16 protein-coding genes are annotated in these 15,301 nt (G+C 64.7%); 8 read left to right on the forward strand and 8 right to left on the reverse strand.

From position 1 onward, the window contains the following. Positions 1-37: 37 nt before the first annotated feature. The 8 genes from galU to cmk form a co-directional block, all read right to left on the reverse strand. Positions 38-940 carry a UTP--glucose-1-phosphate uridylyltransferase GalU gene (gene galU / locus AX730_RS11430; RefSeq protein ID WP_083537871.1) on the reverse strand — a complete coding sequence of 301 codons (903 nt, stop codon included), beginning with the start codon at positions 938-940 and terminating at the stop codon, positions 38-40. Beyond that, positions 937-2,850 (reverse strand): nucleoside-diphosphate sugar epimerase/dehydratase, encoded by a 1,914-nt coding sequence (locus AX730_RS11435; protein ID WP_062356416.1) that lies wholly within the window; start codon positions 2,848-2,850, stop codon positions 937-939. Before AX730_RS11435 ends, galU begins: the two co-directional genes overlap by 4 nt. Positions 2,851-2,868: 18 nt before the next feature. Then, a complete protein-coding gene (locus tag AX730_RS11440) occupies positions 2,869-3,840 on the reverse strand; it encodes an MraY family glycosyltransferase (protein ID WP_062356418.1) in 972 nt (323 codons plus the stop codon). Beyond that, complete coding sequence (gene lapB, locus AX730_RS11445) at positions 3,840-5,018, reverse strand: lipopolysaccharide assembly protein LapB (protein ID WP_062356421.1); 1,179 nt, start codon at positions 5,016-5,018, stop codon at positions 3,840-3,842. The genes AX730_RS11440 and lapB overlap by 1 nt, the downstream gene beginning before the upstream one ends. Before the next feature lie 3 nt (positions 5,019-5,021). Further along, on the reverse strand, positions 5,022-5,303 hold the full coding sequence (locus AX730_RS11450; RefSeq protein ID WP_062356423.1) for a lipopolysaccharide assembly protein LapA domain-containing protein: 282 nt from the start codon (positions 5,301-5,303) through the stop codon (positions 5,022-5,024). 70 nt (positions 5,304-5,373) lie between these two features. Beyond that, the gene (locus AX730_RS11455) at positions 5,374-5,679 is read right to left on the reverse strand and encodes an integration host factor subunit beta (protein WP_062356426.1); all 306 of its coding nucleotides are present in this window, start codon (positions 5,677-5,679) and stop codon (positions 5,374-5,376) included. A gap of 99 nt (positions 5,680-5,778) precedes the next feature. Next, on the reverse strand, positions 5,779-7,470 hold the full coding sequence (gene rpsA / locus AX730_RS11460; protein ID WP_062356428.1) for a 30S ribosomal protein S1: 1,692 nt from the start codon (positions 7,468-7,470) through the stop codon (positions 5,779-5,781). A gap of 150 nt (positions 7,471-7,620) precedes the next feature. Beyond that, positions 7,621-8,298 carry a (d)CMP kinase gene (gene cmk / locus AX730_RS11465; RefSeq protein WP_062356431.1) on the reverse strand — a complete coding sequence of 226 codons (678 nt, stop codon included), beginning with the start codon at positions 8,296-8,298 and terminating at the stop codon, positions 7,621-7,623. Between the two features lie 173 nt (positions 8,299-8,471). On the opposite strand from cmk, the gene ykgO reads away from it, so the two are divergent. From ykgO to AX730_RS11505, 8 genes are all read left to right on the forward strand, one after another. Beyond that, on the forward strand, positions 8,472-8,597 hold the full coding sequence (gene ykgO / locus AX730_RS11470) for a type B 50S ribosomal protein L36 (RefSeq protein ID WP_010342887.1): 126 nt from the start codon (positions 8,472-8,474) through the stop codon (positions 8,595-8,597). Positions 8,598-8,710: 113 nt separating this feature from the next. Beyond that, positions 8,711-9,040, forward strand: coding sequence for a hypothetical protein (locus AX730_RS11475; protein ID WP_062356433.1), 330 nt, complete (start codon positions 8,711-8,713; stop codon positions 9,038-9,040). 26 nt (positions 9,041-9,066) lie between these two features. Then, complete coding sequence (locus AX730_RS11480; RefSeq protein WP_062356436.1) at positions 9,067-10,098, forward strand: agmatine deiminase family protein; 1,032 nt, start codon at positions 9,067-9,069, stop codon at positions 10,096-10,098. Between the two features lie 123 nt (positions 10,099-10,221). Next, positions 10,222-11,199, forward strand: coding sequence for an aldo/keto reductase (locus AX730_RS11485; protein ID WP_062356439.1), 978 nt, complete (start codon positions 10,222-10,224; stop codon positions 11,197-11,199). 4 nt (positions 11,200-11,203) lie between these two features. Next, positions 11,204-12,511 carry an NTP/NDP exchange transporter gene (locus AX730_RS11490; protein ID WP_062356442.1) on the forward strand — a complete coding sequence of 436 codons (1,308 nt, stop codon included), beginning with the start codon at positions 11,204-11,206 and terminating at the stop codon, positions 12,509-12,511. An 85-nt stretch (positions 12,512-12,596) separates the two neighbouring features. Beyond that, complete coding sequence (locus AX730_RS11495; RefSeq protein ID WP_062356445.1) at positions 12,597-13,481, forward strand: carbon-nitrogen hydrolase; 885 nt, start codon at positions 12,597-12,599, stop codon at positions 13,479-13,481. Between the two features lie 9 nt (positions 13,482-13,490). Then, entirely contained in the window at positions 13,491-14,021 is a 531-nt protein-coding gene (locus tag AX730_RS11500; protein WP_062356448.1) for a GNAT family N-acetyltransferase, read from the forward strand. A gap of 16 nt (positions 14,022-14,037) precedes the next feature. After that, positions 14,038-15,273, forward strand: a complete 1,236-nt coding sequence (locus AX730_RS11505) for a TraB/GumN family protein (RefSeq protein ID WP_062356450.1) — start codon at positions 14,038-14,040, stop codon at positions 15,271-15,273. Positions 15,274-15,301 lie beyond the last annotated feature (28 nt).

Below are 15,301 nucleotides of genomic sequence, written 5' to 3' on the forward strand. Positions count from 1 at the left end.
TTCAGCTGAACATGGAGTGGCACCGATACGCATGCCGTCAGCCGAGGTCGTGGACACCCAACTCGTTCAAGGCACTCTGCATCATGCCGCGCGCGGCGTCGCTGAGCTTCTCGTGATCAAGTGCATAACGGATGGTCGCTTCAATCAGGCCGATGTGCGTACCGCAATCGAAGCGCGTACCCTGGAAACGATAAGCATGGACCGGCTTCTCCGAGAGCAACGCCGCGATGGCATCCGTCAATTGGATTTCACCGCCTGTACCCGGCGTCGTATTCTCGAGCAACGAGAAAATACGCGCATCCAGCACGTAACGGCCGACAACAGCCAACGTGCTGGGCGCCACATCCGGCCGGGGCTTCTCGACGATGGCGTTGATGCGCCCCTCGCGACCATTGAAAGCCTCGGTCGCGACGATACCGTAGCTGCCGGTCTGCTCCGGCGGCACATCTTGCACGGCGATGACGCTCCCACCACTGGCTTGCGCAGCGTCGGCCATCTGTTTCAAGGCACCTGGACCACGGTTCCAGATCAGATCATCGGGCAGCAGCACCGCAAAGGGCTCGTTCCCGACAATCGGTTTCGCGCAAAGTACCGCGTGTCCAAGCCCCAGCGCCTCGGCCTGGGTAACGAACACGGCCCGAACATAGGGCGGCAATACGTTCCGCACCAGTTCCAACTGTTCGGCCTTACCGGCACGCTCGAGCTTCTGTTCAAGCTCATATGCCTTGTCGAAGTAGTCCGCCACCGCATGCTTGTAGCGGTTGGTGACGAAAATCAGCGTGTCACAGCCCGCCTCGACAGCTTCGTCCACAGCGTACTGGATCAGCGGCCGATCAATGATCGGCAGCATTTCCTTGGGGACAGTCTTGGTGGCCGGTAGGAAACGGGTGCCAAGCCCCGCGACCGGGAAAACAGCCTTGCGGATTCTGGCTTGCGTCATCGTGTCCTGCGCGCGTCACGTCCGGGGAATACGACAATATTAGCCGACGCCTCGTCCTGATCGTTTGACAGTGGCGAGAATTCGGGCACGGCCACCCTCAGCACCTCCGCGAGCTCAACGGTGTCATAGCGGGTGTAGGCCGCGCGCAGACGCTGCAAAGCGAGATCAATGAATTCTGGCGACACATCGCGTGCCAGCGCCTTCATGATCTTCGAGTGGGACGTTGGCTGATACCGCTCTTCCGCATGGAATAGCGTTTCATGGAGCTTCTCGCCCGGACGCAGGCCCGTATAGACAATCGCGATATCACGTCCCGGCTGTTTGCCTGCCAATCGGATCATCTGCTCGGCCAGCAAGCGAATCGGCACCGGATCACCCATGTCCAAGGTATAGATCGACGCGTGCGCTGCACCCGAGGCCGCCTGCAGGATCAGCTGACATGCTTCGGGGATGGTCATGAAATAACGCGTCACGTCCGGATCGGTGACCGTCACCGGTCCACCCTTGCGGATCTGATCGCGGAACAACGGTACGACGCTACCCGCAGAGTCCAGCACGTTGCCAAACCGCACCGTCACGTACCTCGTGCTGGCGCGCCCATCATCCAGTGCCTGGCATGCCATTTCAGCCAACCGCTTGGTCGCACCCAGCACGTTGGCCGGATCTACCGCCTTATCCGTCGAGATCAGGACGAAGGTGCCGACATTGGCTTCGCGACAAGCGCGTGCCACCGTCTCCGTTGCAAGCACGTTGTTGCCAACCGCTTCGCGCAGATGCCCCTCCAGCAATGGCACCTGTTTGTATGCAGCAGCATGGAAGACGGCATCCGGATCGGCAACGCGCAAGGCATGCGCGATGACCGCAGGATCACCGCAGTTGCCCAGCACGGGGAGTACCTCAAGATCGGGGAACGCGCGACGCAAGTCGCCTTGGATCGTGATGAGTGCGAGTTCGTCGATTTCGACCAGTGCGATCCGCTGTGCACCGTGGCGGGCGCACTGACGGCACAGTTCCGAGCCGATCGAGCCTCCTGCACCCGTCACCATGACGGTACGCCCGCCCAGCCAGCCGCGGATGAGCTTCCAATCGGGCGTGACCGATTTCCGACCCAGCAGGTCCTCGATCGCGACCTCCTTGAGATCGCCCGGCATGGACTGGCCTTCGAGGACATTGATCAGACGGGGCACCATCCGGAAAGGCAGCCCCGTGCTTTCGCAGATCGCCACGACGCGCTGCATCGCCGGTGCATCAAGCGACGGCATGGCGATGACGAGCATCCGCGCAGCAGTCTCCCGAGCCACCGCTGCGGCGTTCTCCAGTCCGCCGAGCACTGGAATGCCAAGCAACTTCGATCCCTGAAGCCGCGACGCATCATCAAGGAAAGCCACCGGGTGATACACGCCGGTCCGGCGGAGTTCCCGGACAAGCGCTTCACCCGCACGGCCAGCACCCAGGATCAATACACGGGATGCATTCTCGCTCCCCTGCTGCAACTGGCTGTCTTTCCAAGCGCGGTAAGCAAGCCGTGGTAGACCGAGAAATCCCACCAGCACGAACGGATAAAGACCGAGGACTGCGCGCGGTGTCGATCCGAACCGGTTGTAGAAGAACAGACCCAGAACCACGCCCAGGAAGCCAAGCGCGCAAGCTTTAACGATGTTCCATAAATCGGGCAGGCTGGCGAAACGCCATAGCCCCCGGTAAAGCCCCATCCACCAGAAGACAGTGCCCTGCGCCAGCAGAACAACCGCGATCTCGTTCGACCAGAACGGAAACTCCGGTGAGTGCGCCAGCATGGCGTAGCGCAAACGGTGCAGTACCTGCCAGCACAGCCAGACCATGGCCAAGTCATGGACGGCCACCAACGCTCGCGGCATGAATCCGCTCAATCGGTCTCGCCAAGATTCCATCAGCTCCCTCTCCGAATACTAGCCACGCCATCCTCGGCGTAACCAAAACCACAGCACCCCGCCAACACCATACATCACCATTGCCGCCGAACCGGTGACCACCAGTGCTTCGGACGACAATACATTGATTAACAATAAGCTAACGCCGCCGAACGCCATGTAAACCAAAGTTACCCGCGCATGACCAAAACGTCGCGCACCCGCCTGATAGAGGTGGCCGACATGGGGCGTCCACCATCTTTCCCCGCGCAGGATGCGCCCCGTCAACGTGAAGCCTGCGTCGACAAGGAAAGCGCATAAGGGGAGCAACGCCAGCGTGACTTTTGCCGGTGGTAGCGCAACCAACGCAGCGGCCAAGAGGCCTGCAAGTGCGTACCCGAGTGCGCCACTGCCTACATCCCCAAGAAAAATCCGGGCCCTCGGGAAATTGAACGGAAGGAAGCCCAGGCACGCGGCAAACAACGCCAACGCCAACCAACGCCACTCCCCCGTCAACAGTCCGGCATAAGCAAGAGCCGACAGTGCCGCCTGACTGCTGGCCAGCCCATTGATTCCATCCATGAAGTTCCAGACATTGACCAGTACGATTGCTGTCCCGAACGACAGCAGGGCCGGTAGCCATTGGCCGCTTTGCCACCCCGCCCCCGCGGCCAGCATCAGGGCGGCCACGGCCTGTACCGCCAGCCGCGACCAGGGTGATAGCGGGCGATGATCGTCCCACCAACCGATCGCGGCCACGATCAAGAGCCCGGGCAGGAAACCCATCCACAAGGCATCCAAGCGGGCCTGCTGCGACACCAAGAACAGGCCTGCAGCAACTACCACCACGACGATTGCGATACCACCACCTCTCGGGGTGGGAACCTGATGGCTGCGACGCTCACCAGGCTGATCCAGCAGATCGCCGCGCAATGCATAGCGACGTGCGAGCCACGTTCCGACGGCGGCCCCCCCTGCTGCTGCCCCCAGCCAAACCAGCAGGCCGGGCATCAGACCACCGCGTAGTTCAACAGCGGCTTGATGGTGCCCCACTCCTTGCAGCTTGGGCATTGCCAGTGATGGGTACGCGCGCCAAAGCCACATCGGGCGCAACGGTAGCTTGGATTACGCACCAGCAACTGGTCGGTGATGTGCTTCAGATCATGCAGGGTCGCCGAGGGATCCGCTCCCTCGGCAAGCGTCAGATCGATCAGGGCGGCTTCGCCACGAACCGAGGGACGGTCTTTGAGTTGGCGTGCCAGGTAGGCGCGCGCCGCGGCCACACCATCCTGGCGCTCGACCAGCTTCGTCAGCGCCAGCACGGGAGCGATTCCTCGATAGTGCTCGCACATCTCGGACAGGAATGCCCGCGCGCCAGAAAAATCTTCCACCAATTCATAGCTCGCCAACAGACTGGGCAAGACCTCTGGAAGGTAGTCGGGGTCATGCCTGGCCGCACGCTCGAATGCGCGAATCGCAGCCTCGGCGTTGCCTGTGTCGGACTCGATGCGACCCTCGATAATGCCTGCTCGCACGCTGCCAGCGTCTGCCTGGTAGGCGCGGGCCACCGCGGCACGTGCAGCCTCGATGCTGTTGGCGGTGCGTTGCCGTTCGGCCAGTTCGCATTCGAACTGTGCGACCAGCTTGCCCATCGGTTCGGCTGTGACATCTTCGTAGCGCCGTGCATTATCGATCGCCTTCTCCCAGTCGCGCTCTGCCTGGTAGATGCCGATAAGATGCTTGAGCGCCTGGGGGGCCCGTTGGTCGATCTGGGCCAGGTCGGTAAAGACGGTCTCCGCGCGATCAAGAAGTCCCGAGCGCATGTAATCCTCGCCCAAGGCCAGCAGCGCCTGTACACGCTGTGCATCACTCAGGTCGGCGCGTTGCACCAGACCCTGATGAAGACGAATGGCGCGGTCTACCTCGCCGCGGCGACGGAACAGATGACCCAGCGCCACCTGCGTTTCGAACGTTTCCTTGTCCAACTCCGCGATATGCAGGAACAACTCGATCGCCTTGTCAGGCTGTTCGTTCAGGAGGTAGTTCAAACCGCGGAAGTACGTGCTAGATAGCCTGCTGACCTGCGTATCGCCATGCCGTTGTCCTCCTCGACGGCCGATGACCCAGCCGCTAAGCGCGGCCAGCGGGAGAAACAGGAAGAACCAGAACCACTCCGTCAGGAACGCCATGACTCAGAGACCGCTGTCAGTGTTCGATGCCCCTGCACCAGCGGCCGGAGGCTGCATGCGAGTCGCCTTGCGCAATTTGGCGTAGAGCGGCCACACCAGCGTCGCGACGACGATCAACCCACCCACCACCACGCCCAGCAGCAGGGACAGCATGATGCCGACGCCGGACGACGTCTGGAATTCGGTGAACAGGAGTTTCAGCGTGATCGGCTGCGTGTTGAGCACGCCGATGATGAGTCCGTAGGCCAGGAACAGCAGTGCTACAACCAGACGGAACATGTTCATCAGGCGACTCCTTGCAGGACGACGCCTAGCTTAACGGACTCGACGCGGAACGACACGCGCCGGCAGCGGGCTATTCGCCGCTTTCCTCAATGGGCGTAACGCCGCTGACGCGCTCGCGCAGCTCCTTGCCCGGTTTGAAATGGGGGACGTGTTTGGCCGGCAATGCGACCGACTCACCGGTCTTCGGATTGCGACCCATGCGCGGCGGACGATAGTGCAGCGAAAAGCTGCCGAACCCACGGATCTCGATACGGTCGCCCTGCGACAGGGCGCCGCCCATCATTTCCAATAGTGCCTTGACGGCCAGATCGACGTCTTCCGCCTTGAGGTGCGGCTGGCGGCGGCTGAGGATCTCGATGAGTTCGGATTTGGTCATCGCGTGCGGAATTGGGGCGGATATGTACCCGCGCCGGCCCGGGATCTCCGGGCCGGCGGGGAACGTTACTACTGGCGGTACTGCAACGGCGCGGGCCGCTTACTCGGACTTGCCACCGTCCAGCTGTGCACGCAGCAGCGCACCCAGGCTGGTGGTGCCGGTGGACGCTTCGGCGGCCGACTTGTTGTACTCAGCCAACGCTTCGGCCGTGTCGGCTTCGTCCTTCGCCTTGATCGACAGCTGCAGCGTGCGGCCCTTGCGGTCCATGCCGATGAACTTGGCTTCGACCTTGTCGCCCACCTTCAGGTGCTGGCTGGCGTCGTCCACGCGGTCGTAGCTGATGTCGCGCGCCATGACGTAGCCTTCGATGCCATCGGCCAGTTCTACCGTGGCGCCCTTGGCGTCCACTTCCTTCACCGTGCCTTCGACCTTCGAACCCTTCGGGTGCGCAGCCATGTACTGACCGAACGGATCCTGCTCCAGCTGCTTCACGCCCAGGCTGATGCGCTCGCGCTCCGGATCGACGGCCAGCACCACGGCTTCCAGCGTGTCGCCCTTCTTGAAGTTGCGCACGATGTCTTCGCCGGTGGTGTTCCAGCTGATGTCGGACAGGTGGATCAGGCCGTCGATGCCGCCGTCCAGGCCGATGAAGATGCCGAAGTCGGTGATCGACTTGATCTGGCCGGACACCTTGTCGTTCTTCTTGTGGGTGGCCGCGAAGGTTTCCCACGGATTGGCGGCGACCTGCTTCATGCCCAGCGAGATGCGGCGACGCTCTTCGTCCACGTCCAGCACCATGACTTCGACTTCATCGCCAACCTGGACAACCTTGGACGGGTTGACGTTCTTGTTGGTCCAATCCATCTCGGACACGTGCACCAGGCCTTCGACGCCCGGCTCGATCTCGACGAACGCGCCGTAATCGGTGACGTTGGAGACCTTGCCGAATACGCGGCTGTTGGCCGGGTAACGGCGGGCGATGTTGTCCCACGGATCCTCGCCCAGCTGCTTCAGGCCCAGCGAGACGCGGTTGCGCTCACGGTCGTACTTCAGCACGCGGACGTCCAGTTCCTGGCCGACTTCCACGACTTCGGACGGATGACGCACGCGCTTCCAGGCCATGTCGGTGATGTGCAGCAGGCCGTCGATGCCGCCCAGGTCGACGAACGCGCCGTAGTCGGTGAGGTTCTTGACCACACCCTTCAGCACCACGCCTTCCTGCAGCTTGTCCATCAGCTGCTCGCGCTCTTCCGAATGCTCGCTCTCGACCACCGCACGGCGGGAGACGACCACATTGTTGCGCTTGCGATCCAGCTTGATGAGCTTGAACTCGAGTTCCTTGCCTTCCAGGTAACCCGGGTCGCGCACGGGTCGCACGTCGACCAGCGAGCCCGGCAGGAACGCGCGGACGTCCTTGATGTCGACGGTGAAACCACCCTTGACCTTGCCGCTGATGCGGCCGGTGATGGTCTCGTTCTTCTCCAGCGCCTGCTCCAGCTCGTCCCACACCATGGCGCGCTTGGCCTTCTCGCGCGAGAGGACGGTTTCGCCGAAGCCGTTCTCGATCGAGTCGAGGGCCACCTTCACTTCGTCGCCCACGCCCACGTCGATTTCGCCGGCGTCGTTCCGGAACTGTTCGATCGGCACGATGCCTTCGGACTTCAGGCCGGCATTGATCACCACGACGTCGTTGCGGACTTCCACGACGACGCCGGTGACGATGGCGCCCGGCTTCAGCTTGGCCAGTTGGGTCTGGCTCTGTTCAAACAGTTCGGCAAATGATTCGGTCATTGAAAAATACTCGATTGATGACACAGACCGGCGCACGCGAGTGCAGACGGTCCACCCGTTTGTCGGCCTGCGCGGGATGCGTATGGCCGTGAGTGTTGTGGTTGGAAAACCATGCGGAGGATTCCGCACGGACCTTCTGCAGCGCGAGGCTCAACCTGCGCGTGATGGCACGAGGGCCAGCACGCGCTCGACGACGGCGTCGATGCCAAGGCCGGTGGTGTCGATAAGGACGGCGTCGTCGGCCGGCCTCAGGGGCGCCACCGTGCGCTGGGCGTCACGGGCATCGCGGGCGAGGATCTCGCGCAGCAGACCGTCGATTGTGACGGAAACCCCTTTGTCTTTCAACTGCTTATAGCGCCTCTCAGCCCGTTCGTCGGCGCTCGCCGTCAAAAAGACCTTATAGGCGGCATCCGGGAAGATGACCGTTCCCATGTCGCGACCGTCGGCAACCAACCCCGGCGCCTGACGGAACGCGCGCTGGCGCTCCTTCAGCGCGGAGCGGACCTCGGGAATCGCGGCAATGGCCGACGCCAGCGCGCCCGTGGTTTCCAGACGAAGCTCGTCCGTTGCGTCCAGGTCGTCGACGATCACCCGCAGCCCTTGGTCCGACTCGCGGAACCCGACCCGGGTATCGAAGGCGCAACGGACCAGGGCAGCCGGGTCCGAGACATCAAGGTCCGCCCAACTCGCCGCCACGCCCACCGCGCGGTAGAGCGCGCCAGAATCAAGGTAATGCCAACCCAAGCGAGCAGCCGCCAGGCGACTTACAGTGCCTTTGCCGGCCCCCGAGGGACCATCGATCGTCAGGACAGGGGCGGTATCGGACATGGGCACTCCAGAGGGTTTTCGCCTCCATTATGGCGTTTGCGTCCCCCGTCGGCGCGACGGACATGCGCCCGCCAGCCGAACCAAAGGCGCAACCGCTTGATAACCCAATGGAATTGCCGTTAGAATAGCCGGCTTCGCTCCACCCCATATTCTTTACGCCGAGGTTTCAACTCATGAAGGTCCTGTCCTCCCTGAAGTCGGCGAAGGCCCGTCACCGCGACTGCAAGGTGGTCCGCCGCCGCGGTAAGGTCTTCGTGATCTGCAAGTCCAACCCCCGTTTCAAGGCGCGTCAGCGCTGAGTCACGGCGGTGCCGACCGTACTGGCCGGCAATGCGCGAAAAGCCGCCTTCGGGCGGTTTTTTGTTTCCTGCCATTTGTTATAAATGGCAGGTCTTCCCGGGGGAACCATCGCATGAATCGTCGTGTCCTTGCCCTACCCTTGATTGCCTTGCTGGGCCTGTCCGGCCACGCCGTCGCGGATACCCTGCTGGTTGAACGCGCGCAGGAGAAACCCGCTTCGGCTGCTCCCGTGCGCGGCCAGAGCGCTGCGGACGTCGAGGCCCACTTCGGCGCTCCGCAACAGAAGTTGGAACCGCGCGGCGGCCAAAAGCGCCAGTGGCCCGTTATCCAACGCTGGGTATATCCCGGTTTCACGGTCTACTTCGAGAAGAGCCGCGTCATCGACGTGGTGCTGAACAAGGCATCGGCCGAAGAAATCGGGCCCAAGCCCCCCATCCGCTGACCGGCGCTACCCGCGCCCCGTAAACCATGACCGATGCCTTTCGCTTTCCCGCGGAGTGGGAACCCCAGTCCGCGGTCCTGATCGCTTGGCCGCACGCCGAGACCGACTGGGCCGACCGCCTCGCCGAGGTAGAGGAAACCTACGTCGCCCTGGTCGCTGCGATCACCCGTTTCCAGCCCGTGGCGATCTGCGTCGCCGACGACGACCTACAGACGTACGCCGAAGCCCGCCTGCGCTCCGCGCGCGTGGACATGACGCGCGTGCGCTTCGTGCCCGCCGAGTACGACGACACCTGGCTGCGCGATTCCGGCCCGATCACCCTGCGTGACGGCGACCGCTTCAAGCTGCTCGACTTCCGCTTCACCGGCTGGGGCGGCAAGTACGAAGCCAGCCGCGACGACCGGCTGGTCGGCGAGCTGTCCGGCATGCAGCTTTTTCACAACTATTTCGTCCAAAGTATTGATTTTGCGTTGGAAGGTGGCGCCATCGAAACCGACGGTGCCGGCACCCTGCTGACGACATGGCAGTGCCTGCACGAACGGCACCCCGAGGCATCGCGCGAGGAGCTGACGGAAAAGCTGGCGCGCTGGCTGAAGCAGGACCGGGTGCTCTGGCTGGACCACGGCTACCTGGATGGCGACGACACCGACGCCCACATCGACACCCTTGCCCGCTTCGCACCGGGTGATGCGATCGTCTACCAGGCCTGCGACGACACCAGCGACGCGCACCATGCGGAACTGCAGGCGATGGCGGGTGACATCGCGGCCCTGCGCACCGCCGATGGCCGCCCGTACCGCCCATTTCCGCTGCCGTGGGCGCAGCCGGTGATCGACAACGGCCGCCGTCTTGCCGCGTCCTACGCGAACTACCTGATCATCAACGGCGCCGTGTTGATGCCGGCCTACGGCGACGCGGCCGACGATACCGCCGCCGCGGTACTGGCACAGGCCTATCCGGACCGTGAGATCGTACAGGTGCCGTGCCGGGCGCTGATCTGGCAGAACGGCAGCCTGCACTGCATCACCATGCAACTCCCGGCCGGACTGCTCGGCTGAGCCCGTCCTTGCCACGGCTCATGGCACCGTGACATCAGTTGGGCACAGATTGAACGCTTCGTTTACATCTCGCCTCACACGATCCGGGATAACCACCGTTTCCCCCTGATCGAGGAGACGGCCGTGTACTCACGACGCAAGTTCCTGACGACCACGGCGCTGGCCACCGCCGGCCTTGGATTGGCGGCCTGCCGGGACGCAGCCCAGGCCGGCGCCGTCGGCACGACGCCTCCCGCCGCTACCGCGGCAACGTCCACCACCGACGCCGCATTGGGCGCCTTGAACACGCGCGTCATCCCGTCCACGGGCGAGCGCGTCCCCGTCATCGGCATGGGCACCTCGGGCAGTTTCGAGGTCGGCCAGAGCGCCAGCGAACTGGATCCGCTGCGTGAAGTCCTGAAGCGCTTCTTCGCTGCCGGGGCGACCTTGATCGATACCGCGCCCACCTACAGCGTCGCCGAGGACGTGATGGGCGCGCTGCTGGCCGAGCAGAACCTGACCGGCAAGGCCTGGCTGGCCACCAAGCTGTCCGGCGTGACGGGGCGCGAGGCGGGCATCGCGCAGTTCGAAGACACGCTGCGTCGCCTGAAAACCGAGAAGGTGGCGCTGCTGCAGGTCCACAACCTGGGCGATCTGAAAGCGCAGCTGGCCGTCGCGCGCGAACTGAAGGCGCAGGGCAAGGTGAAGTACGTCGGTGTAACGCATTACGTCGAGCGTGCGCAGGAAGAACTCGCCACCATCGTCCAGGCCGAAAAGCCGGATTTCCTGCAGATCAACTACTCGGTCGCCAGCCGCAGCGCCGAAAAGCGCGTGCTGCCGCTGGCGCAGGAGCTCGGCGTGGCGGTGCTGATCAACCGCGCGTTCGAGGACGGCAGGCTGTTCGCGCAGGTGAAGGACAAACCCGTGCCGCCCGCACTGGCCGAGGCTGGCGTCACATCGTGGGCGCAGGCCTTCCTGAAATTCGCCCTGAGCCATCCGGCGGTCACCGCGGTGATTCCGGCGACCGGAAAGCCCGATCGCCAGACCGACAACCTGAAAGCAGGCACGGGTCCCGACCTGACCCCGGCGCAGCGCGATGCACTGATCGCCGCGGTGGCCTGAGCCGATGTCGACACCTCCCGCGCCCGGCATTGCCGGCTGGCTCGCCCGTCTGTTCAACGTCCGCGACCACGAAGCGCCGGTGGTCGGCGCCGGACTGGCGATGTTCTTCCTGCTGTTTGCCGGTTATTTCATGTTGCGACCCATCCGCGAAACGATGGGCGTCGCGGGCGGTGTCGACAACCTGCAGTGGCTGTTCACCGGCACCTTCGTCGCCACCCTGGTCGTGCTTCCGCTGTACGGCTGGATCGCGTCGAAGGTCGCTCGGCGGCGCATCGTGCCGTGGGTGTTCGGCATGGTGGTGGCCAGCCTGCTGGGCTACGGCGCCGCGATGCTGGCGAACCCGGACGACGTGTGGCTGGCGCGCACGTTCTACATCTGGGTGTCGGTCATCAACCTGCTGATGATCTCGCTGGCCTGGAGCGTGCTCGCCGATGTCATGGAAAGCCACGAGGCCAAGCGCCTGTTCGCGCTGATCGCCGCGGGCGCGAGCCTGGGCGGACTGGCCGGGCCGCTGCTGACCACGCTGCTGGTCAAGCCCCTGGGGCATGGCGGCCTGATGCTCTTCTCCGCCGTGCTTATCGGGGCCAGCGCCGCGACGGCGACCTGGCTGCATCGCTGGCGCGATCGCCATCCGTTGCCCGCCGGCGCCAGTTCGTCCGAACAGCGGCAGCGGCCGCTGGGCGGCAATCCGTTCGCCGGTGCGACCGCGGTGTTCCGCTCGCCATACCTGCTCGGCATCGCGTTCTTCGTGCTGCTGCTGGCCACGGTCACCACCTTCCTCTATTTCGAGCAGGCAAAGCTGGTCGCCGAGCGGTTCACCGACAAGGAAGAGCAGACACAGGTCTTCGGCCTGATCGACACCGTGGTGCAGACCTTGGCCATACTCAGCCAGCTGTTCATCACCGGCCGCATCGCGCAGAAGCTGGGCGTGGGCGTGCTGCTGGTGGCCGTGCCGGTGATCATGGCCGGCGGCTTCCTGTGGCTGGCGCTGTCGCCGGTGTTCGCGGTCTTCGTGGTGGTGATGGTGGTGCGGCGGGCGGGCGAGTACGCCTTCGTGCGGCCCGGCCGCGAGATGCTCTACACCGTGGTCCCTGCGGAACAGAAGTACAAGGCGAAGAACTTCATCGATACCGTGGTCTACCGCGGTGGCGATGCGCTGAGCGGCTGGGTCAAGCGGGCGCTCGACGTGCTGGCGGAGCATCCTGCGGCCGCCATGTTCATCGGCGCAGGCGTGGCTGTGGCATGGGCGGTTACCGGTGTGGCGCTGGGCAGGCGGCAGAAGCGGCTGGAAGCGACGCACGACACGCCCTGAAGCCGTGCGTTCACCCCCGGGACGCCTGCCATCACGGGGGACGCGGTACCATGCGCCCTCCCCTCGATAGACCCCGCCTCGCACGATGAGCCGCACCACCCTGCCCGTTGCCCTGATCCAGGAAAAGAACCACGGCGACGCCGACGCCAACCTGTCGGTGATCGAGGCGCGTGTCGCCGAAGCGGCCAAGCGCGGCGCGAAGCTGGTGCTGCTGCAGGAACTGCACAACGGCCCCTACTTCTGCCAGCACGAATCCGTGCACGAGTTCGATCTCGCCGAACCGATCCCCGGACCCAGCACCGAGCGGCTCGGAAGGCTGGCGAAGCAGCATGGCGTGGTGCTGGTGTCGTCGCTGTTCGAACGCCGCGCCGCCGGCCTGTACCACAACACCGCCGTCGTCTATGAGAAGGACGGCAGCATCGCGGGCAAGTACCGCAAGATGCATATCCCGGACGACCCGGGCTTCTACGAGAAGTTCTATTTCACGCCGGGCGACATCGGCTTCACGCCGATCGACACCTCGGTCGGCCGTCTTGGCGTGCTGGTCTGCTGGGACCAGTGGTATCCGGAAGCTGCGCGCCTGATGGCGTTGGCCGGCGCGGACCTGCTGCTGTACCCCACCGCGATCGGCTGGGATCCGGATGACGAACAACCGGAGAAGAACCGCCAGCGCGACGCCTGGGTGCTGAGCCATCGCGGCCATGCCGTCGCCAACGGCCTGCCGGTATTGAGCTGCAACCGCGTCGGCCACGAGGCCTCGCCGCTCGGTGCCTCCGGCATCCAGTTCTGGGGCAACAGTCATGTGCTCGGCCCGCAGGGCGAGTTCATCGCCGAAGCCGGCGCCGACGAGACCATCCTGATGGCCGACGTCGACATGGCACGCAGCGAACACGTCCGCCGCATCTGGCCGTTCCTGCGCGACCGCCGCATCGATGCGTACGGCGACCTGCTCAAGCGCTACATCGACTGAGGTCCCGGCGTGCCGCTGATCGTCCGTGACGCCACGCCGGCCGACGTGCCGGCCATCGCCGTCCTCTATGCGGACGAAGTCCGCGACCACGTCAACACCTACGAGTACGACGTGCCGGACGAGGCCGAGATGGCGCGTCGCATGCAGGGCCTGCTGGATGCGGGCTATCCGTACCTCGTCGCGGAACTCGACGGCCGCTTCGTGGGTTACGCCTACGCAGGCAGCTACCGCGCCCGCGCGGGCTATCGCAAGACCGTGGAGAACTCGGTCTACGTGGTCCCCGGTCAGCAGGGCCAGGGCATCGGCGCTGCGCTGATGCAGGCGCTGATCGCAGCCTGCGAAGCGCGCGGCTACCGGCAGATGATCGCCGTGATCGGCGAACCCACCAACACCGCCTCCATCCGCCTGCACGAGAAGTTCGGCTTCACCCTGGTCGGCATCTTCCGCGGCATCGCCTGGAAGCACGACCGCTGGCTGGACACCGTGCAGATGCAGCGCCCCCTCGGCGACGGCACCGCCGCGCCTCCGAAAGACGATTGACCTGACGAACGACCCGATGACCGAATCGATTGACGCCGTTGCCGACCCGCTGCACGGACAACCCCACGAGATCGTCGAACGCGACGGTGTGCGTTACACGCTGCTCGGCACCGCCCACGTGTCGCGCGCCAGCGTCGACGCCGTACGCGCCGCCGTCGCCAGCGGCGACTACGACAGCGTGGCGGTGGAACTGGATGCGGGCCGCCTGCAGTCACTGACCGACCCCGACACACTGGCGCGACTGGACCTGGTGAAGGTCATCCGCGAAGGCAAGACGCATCTGTTCGCCGCCAACCTCGCGCTCGCGGCGTACCAGCGCCGGCTGGCCGAACAACTCGATGTCGAGCCGGGCGAAGAGCTGAAAGCAGGCGCACTGGATGCGAAAGCGCGCGGACTGCCGGTCCACCTGATCGACCGCGAAGTCGGGCTGACCTTCAAGCGCGCATTGCAGTCGCTGGGCTGGTGGCAGCGTACGAAGGTGGGCGCAGGCATCCTGGCCAGCATGTTCGGCGACGAGGAAGTCGGCGACGACGAGATCGAAAAGCTCAAGCAGGGCGACCTGATGGAATCGAGCTTCGGCGAGTTCGCCGCCGAAAGCCCGCAGCTCTACCAGGCCATCATCGCCGAGCGCGACCAGTACATGGCGTCCGCCCTGCGCCAGGTCGCCGCCGGCAAGCCGGCCGACGCGGCGGCGCCCTACCGCGTGCTCGCGGTCGTCGGCGCGGGCCACCTGCCCGGCCTGACCCGGCATCTGAAGGACGACACCGCCGATCCCGCCCAGCTCCGCCGTTCACTTGAGGTCGTCAAGGCCAAGTCGCGGTTCCCGTGGATGGAACTGGTCATCGGCGTGTTCCTGATCGGCGGCTTCGCCTGGGGTTTCTGGCAGGGCGGCGTGGATGTCGGCTCGGACCTGCTGCTGCAATGGGTGCTGGCCACTGGCATCCTCGGCGCCATCGGCTGTGCGGTCGCGGGCGGCCACCCGCTCAGCATCCTCGCGGCCTTCATCTCCTCGCCGCTCACGCCGCTGCACCCGGCGCTCGCGTCGGGCACCGTCAGCGCGTTCGTGGAAGCGACGCTGCGCAAGCCGACGTATGCGGACTTCATGGCGCTGCGCGACGATGTGCAGACGATGCGCGGCTGGTGGAAGAACCGCGTGGCCCGCGTGCTGCTGAACTTCTTCCTGACCAGCCTGGGCACCGCCATCGGCGGGTGGACCGGCGGATTGCGGATGCTGGGCAAGCTGGTCGGCTGATCCTTCCCCCGACGCACCACCCAAAGAA

Origin of the sequence: Pseudoxanthomonas mexicana (genome assembly GCF_001556105.1) — a bacterium.
Lineage (GTDB): Bacteria > Pseudomonadota > Gammaproteobacteria > Xanthomonadales > Xanthomonadaceae > Pseudoxanthomonas_A > Pseudoxanthomonas_A mexicana_A.

Coding starts and splice junctions, on each gene's coding strand:
- galU (WP_083537871.1), bottom strand. CDS start 940: ATGACGCAAGCCAGAATCCGCAAGGCTGTTTTCCCGGTCGCGGGGCTT.
- AX730_RS11435 (WP_062356416.1), bottom strand. CDS start 2,850: ATGGAATCTTGGCGAGACCGATTGAGCGGATTCATGCCGCGAGCGTTG.
- AX730_RS11440 (WP_062356418.1), bottom strand. CDS start 3,840: ATGCCCGGCCTGCTGGTTTGGCTGGGGGCAGCAGCAGGGGGGGCCGCC.
- lapB (WP_062356421.1), bottom strand. CDS start 5,018: ATGGCGTTCCTGACGGAGTGGTTCTGGTTCTTCCTGTTTCTCCCGCTG.
- AX730_RS11450 (WP_062356423.1), bottom strand. CDS start 5,303: ATGAACATGTTCCGTCTGGTTGTAGCACTGCTGTTCCTGGCCTACGGA.
- AX730_RS11455 (WP_062356426.1), bottom strand. CDS start 5,679: ATGACCAAATCCGAACTCATCGAGATCCTCAGCCGCCGCCAGCCGCAC.
- rpsA (WP_062356428.1), bottom strand. CDS start 7,470: ATGACCGAATCATTTGCCGAACTGTTTGAACAGAGCCAGACCCAACTG.
- cmk (WP_062356431.1), bottom strand. CDS start 8,298: ATGTCCGATACCGCCCCTGTCCTGACGATCGATGGTCCCTCGGGGGCC.
- ykgO (WP_010342887.1), top strand. CDS start 8,472: ATGAAGGTCCTGTCCTCCCTGAAGTCGGCGAAGGCCCGTCACCGCGAC.
- AX730_RS11475 (WP_062356433.1), top strand. CDS start 8,711: ATGAATCGTCGTGTCCTTGCCCTACCCTTGATTGCCTTGCTGGGCCTG.
- AX730_RS11480 (WP_062356436.1), top strand. CDS start 9,067: ATGACCGATGCCTTTCGCTTTCCCGCGGAGTGGGAACCCCAGTCCGCG.
- AX730_RS11490 (WP_062356442.1), top strand. CDS start 11,204: ATGTCGACACCTCCCGCGCCCGGCATTGCCGGCTGGCTCGCCCGTCTG.
- AX730_RS11495 (WP_062356445.1), top strand. CDS start 12,597: ATGAGCCGCACCACCCTGCCCGTTGCCCTGATCCAGGAAAAGAACCAC.
- AX730_RS11505 (WP_062356450.1), top strand. CDS start 14,038: ATGACCGAATCGATTGACGCCGTTGCCGACCCGCTGCACGGACAACCC.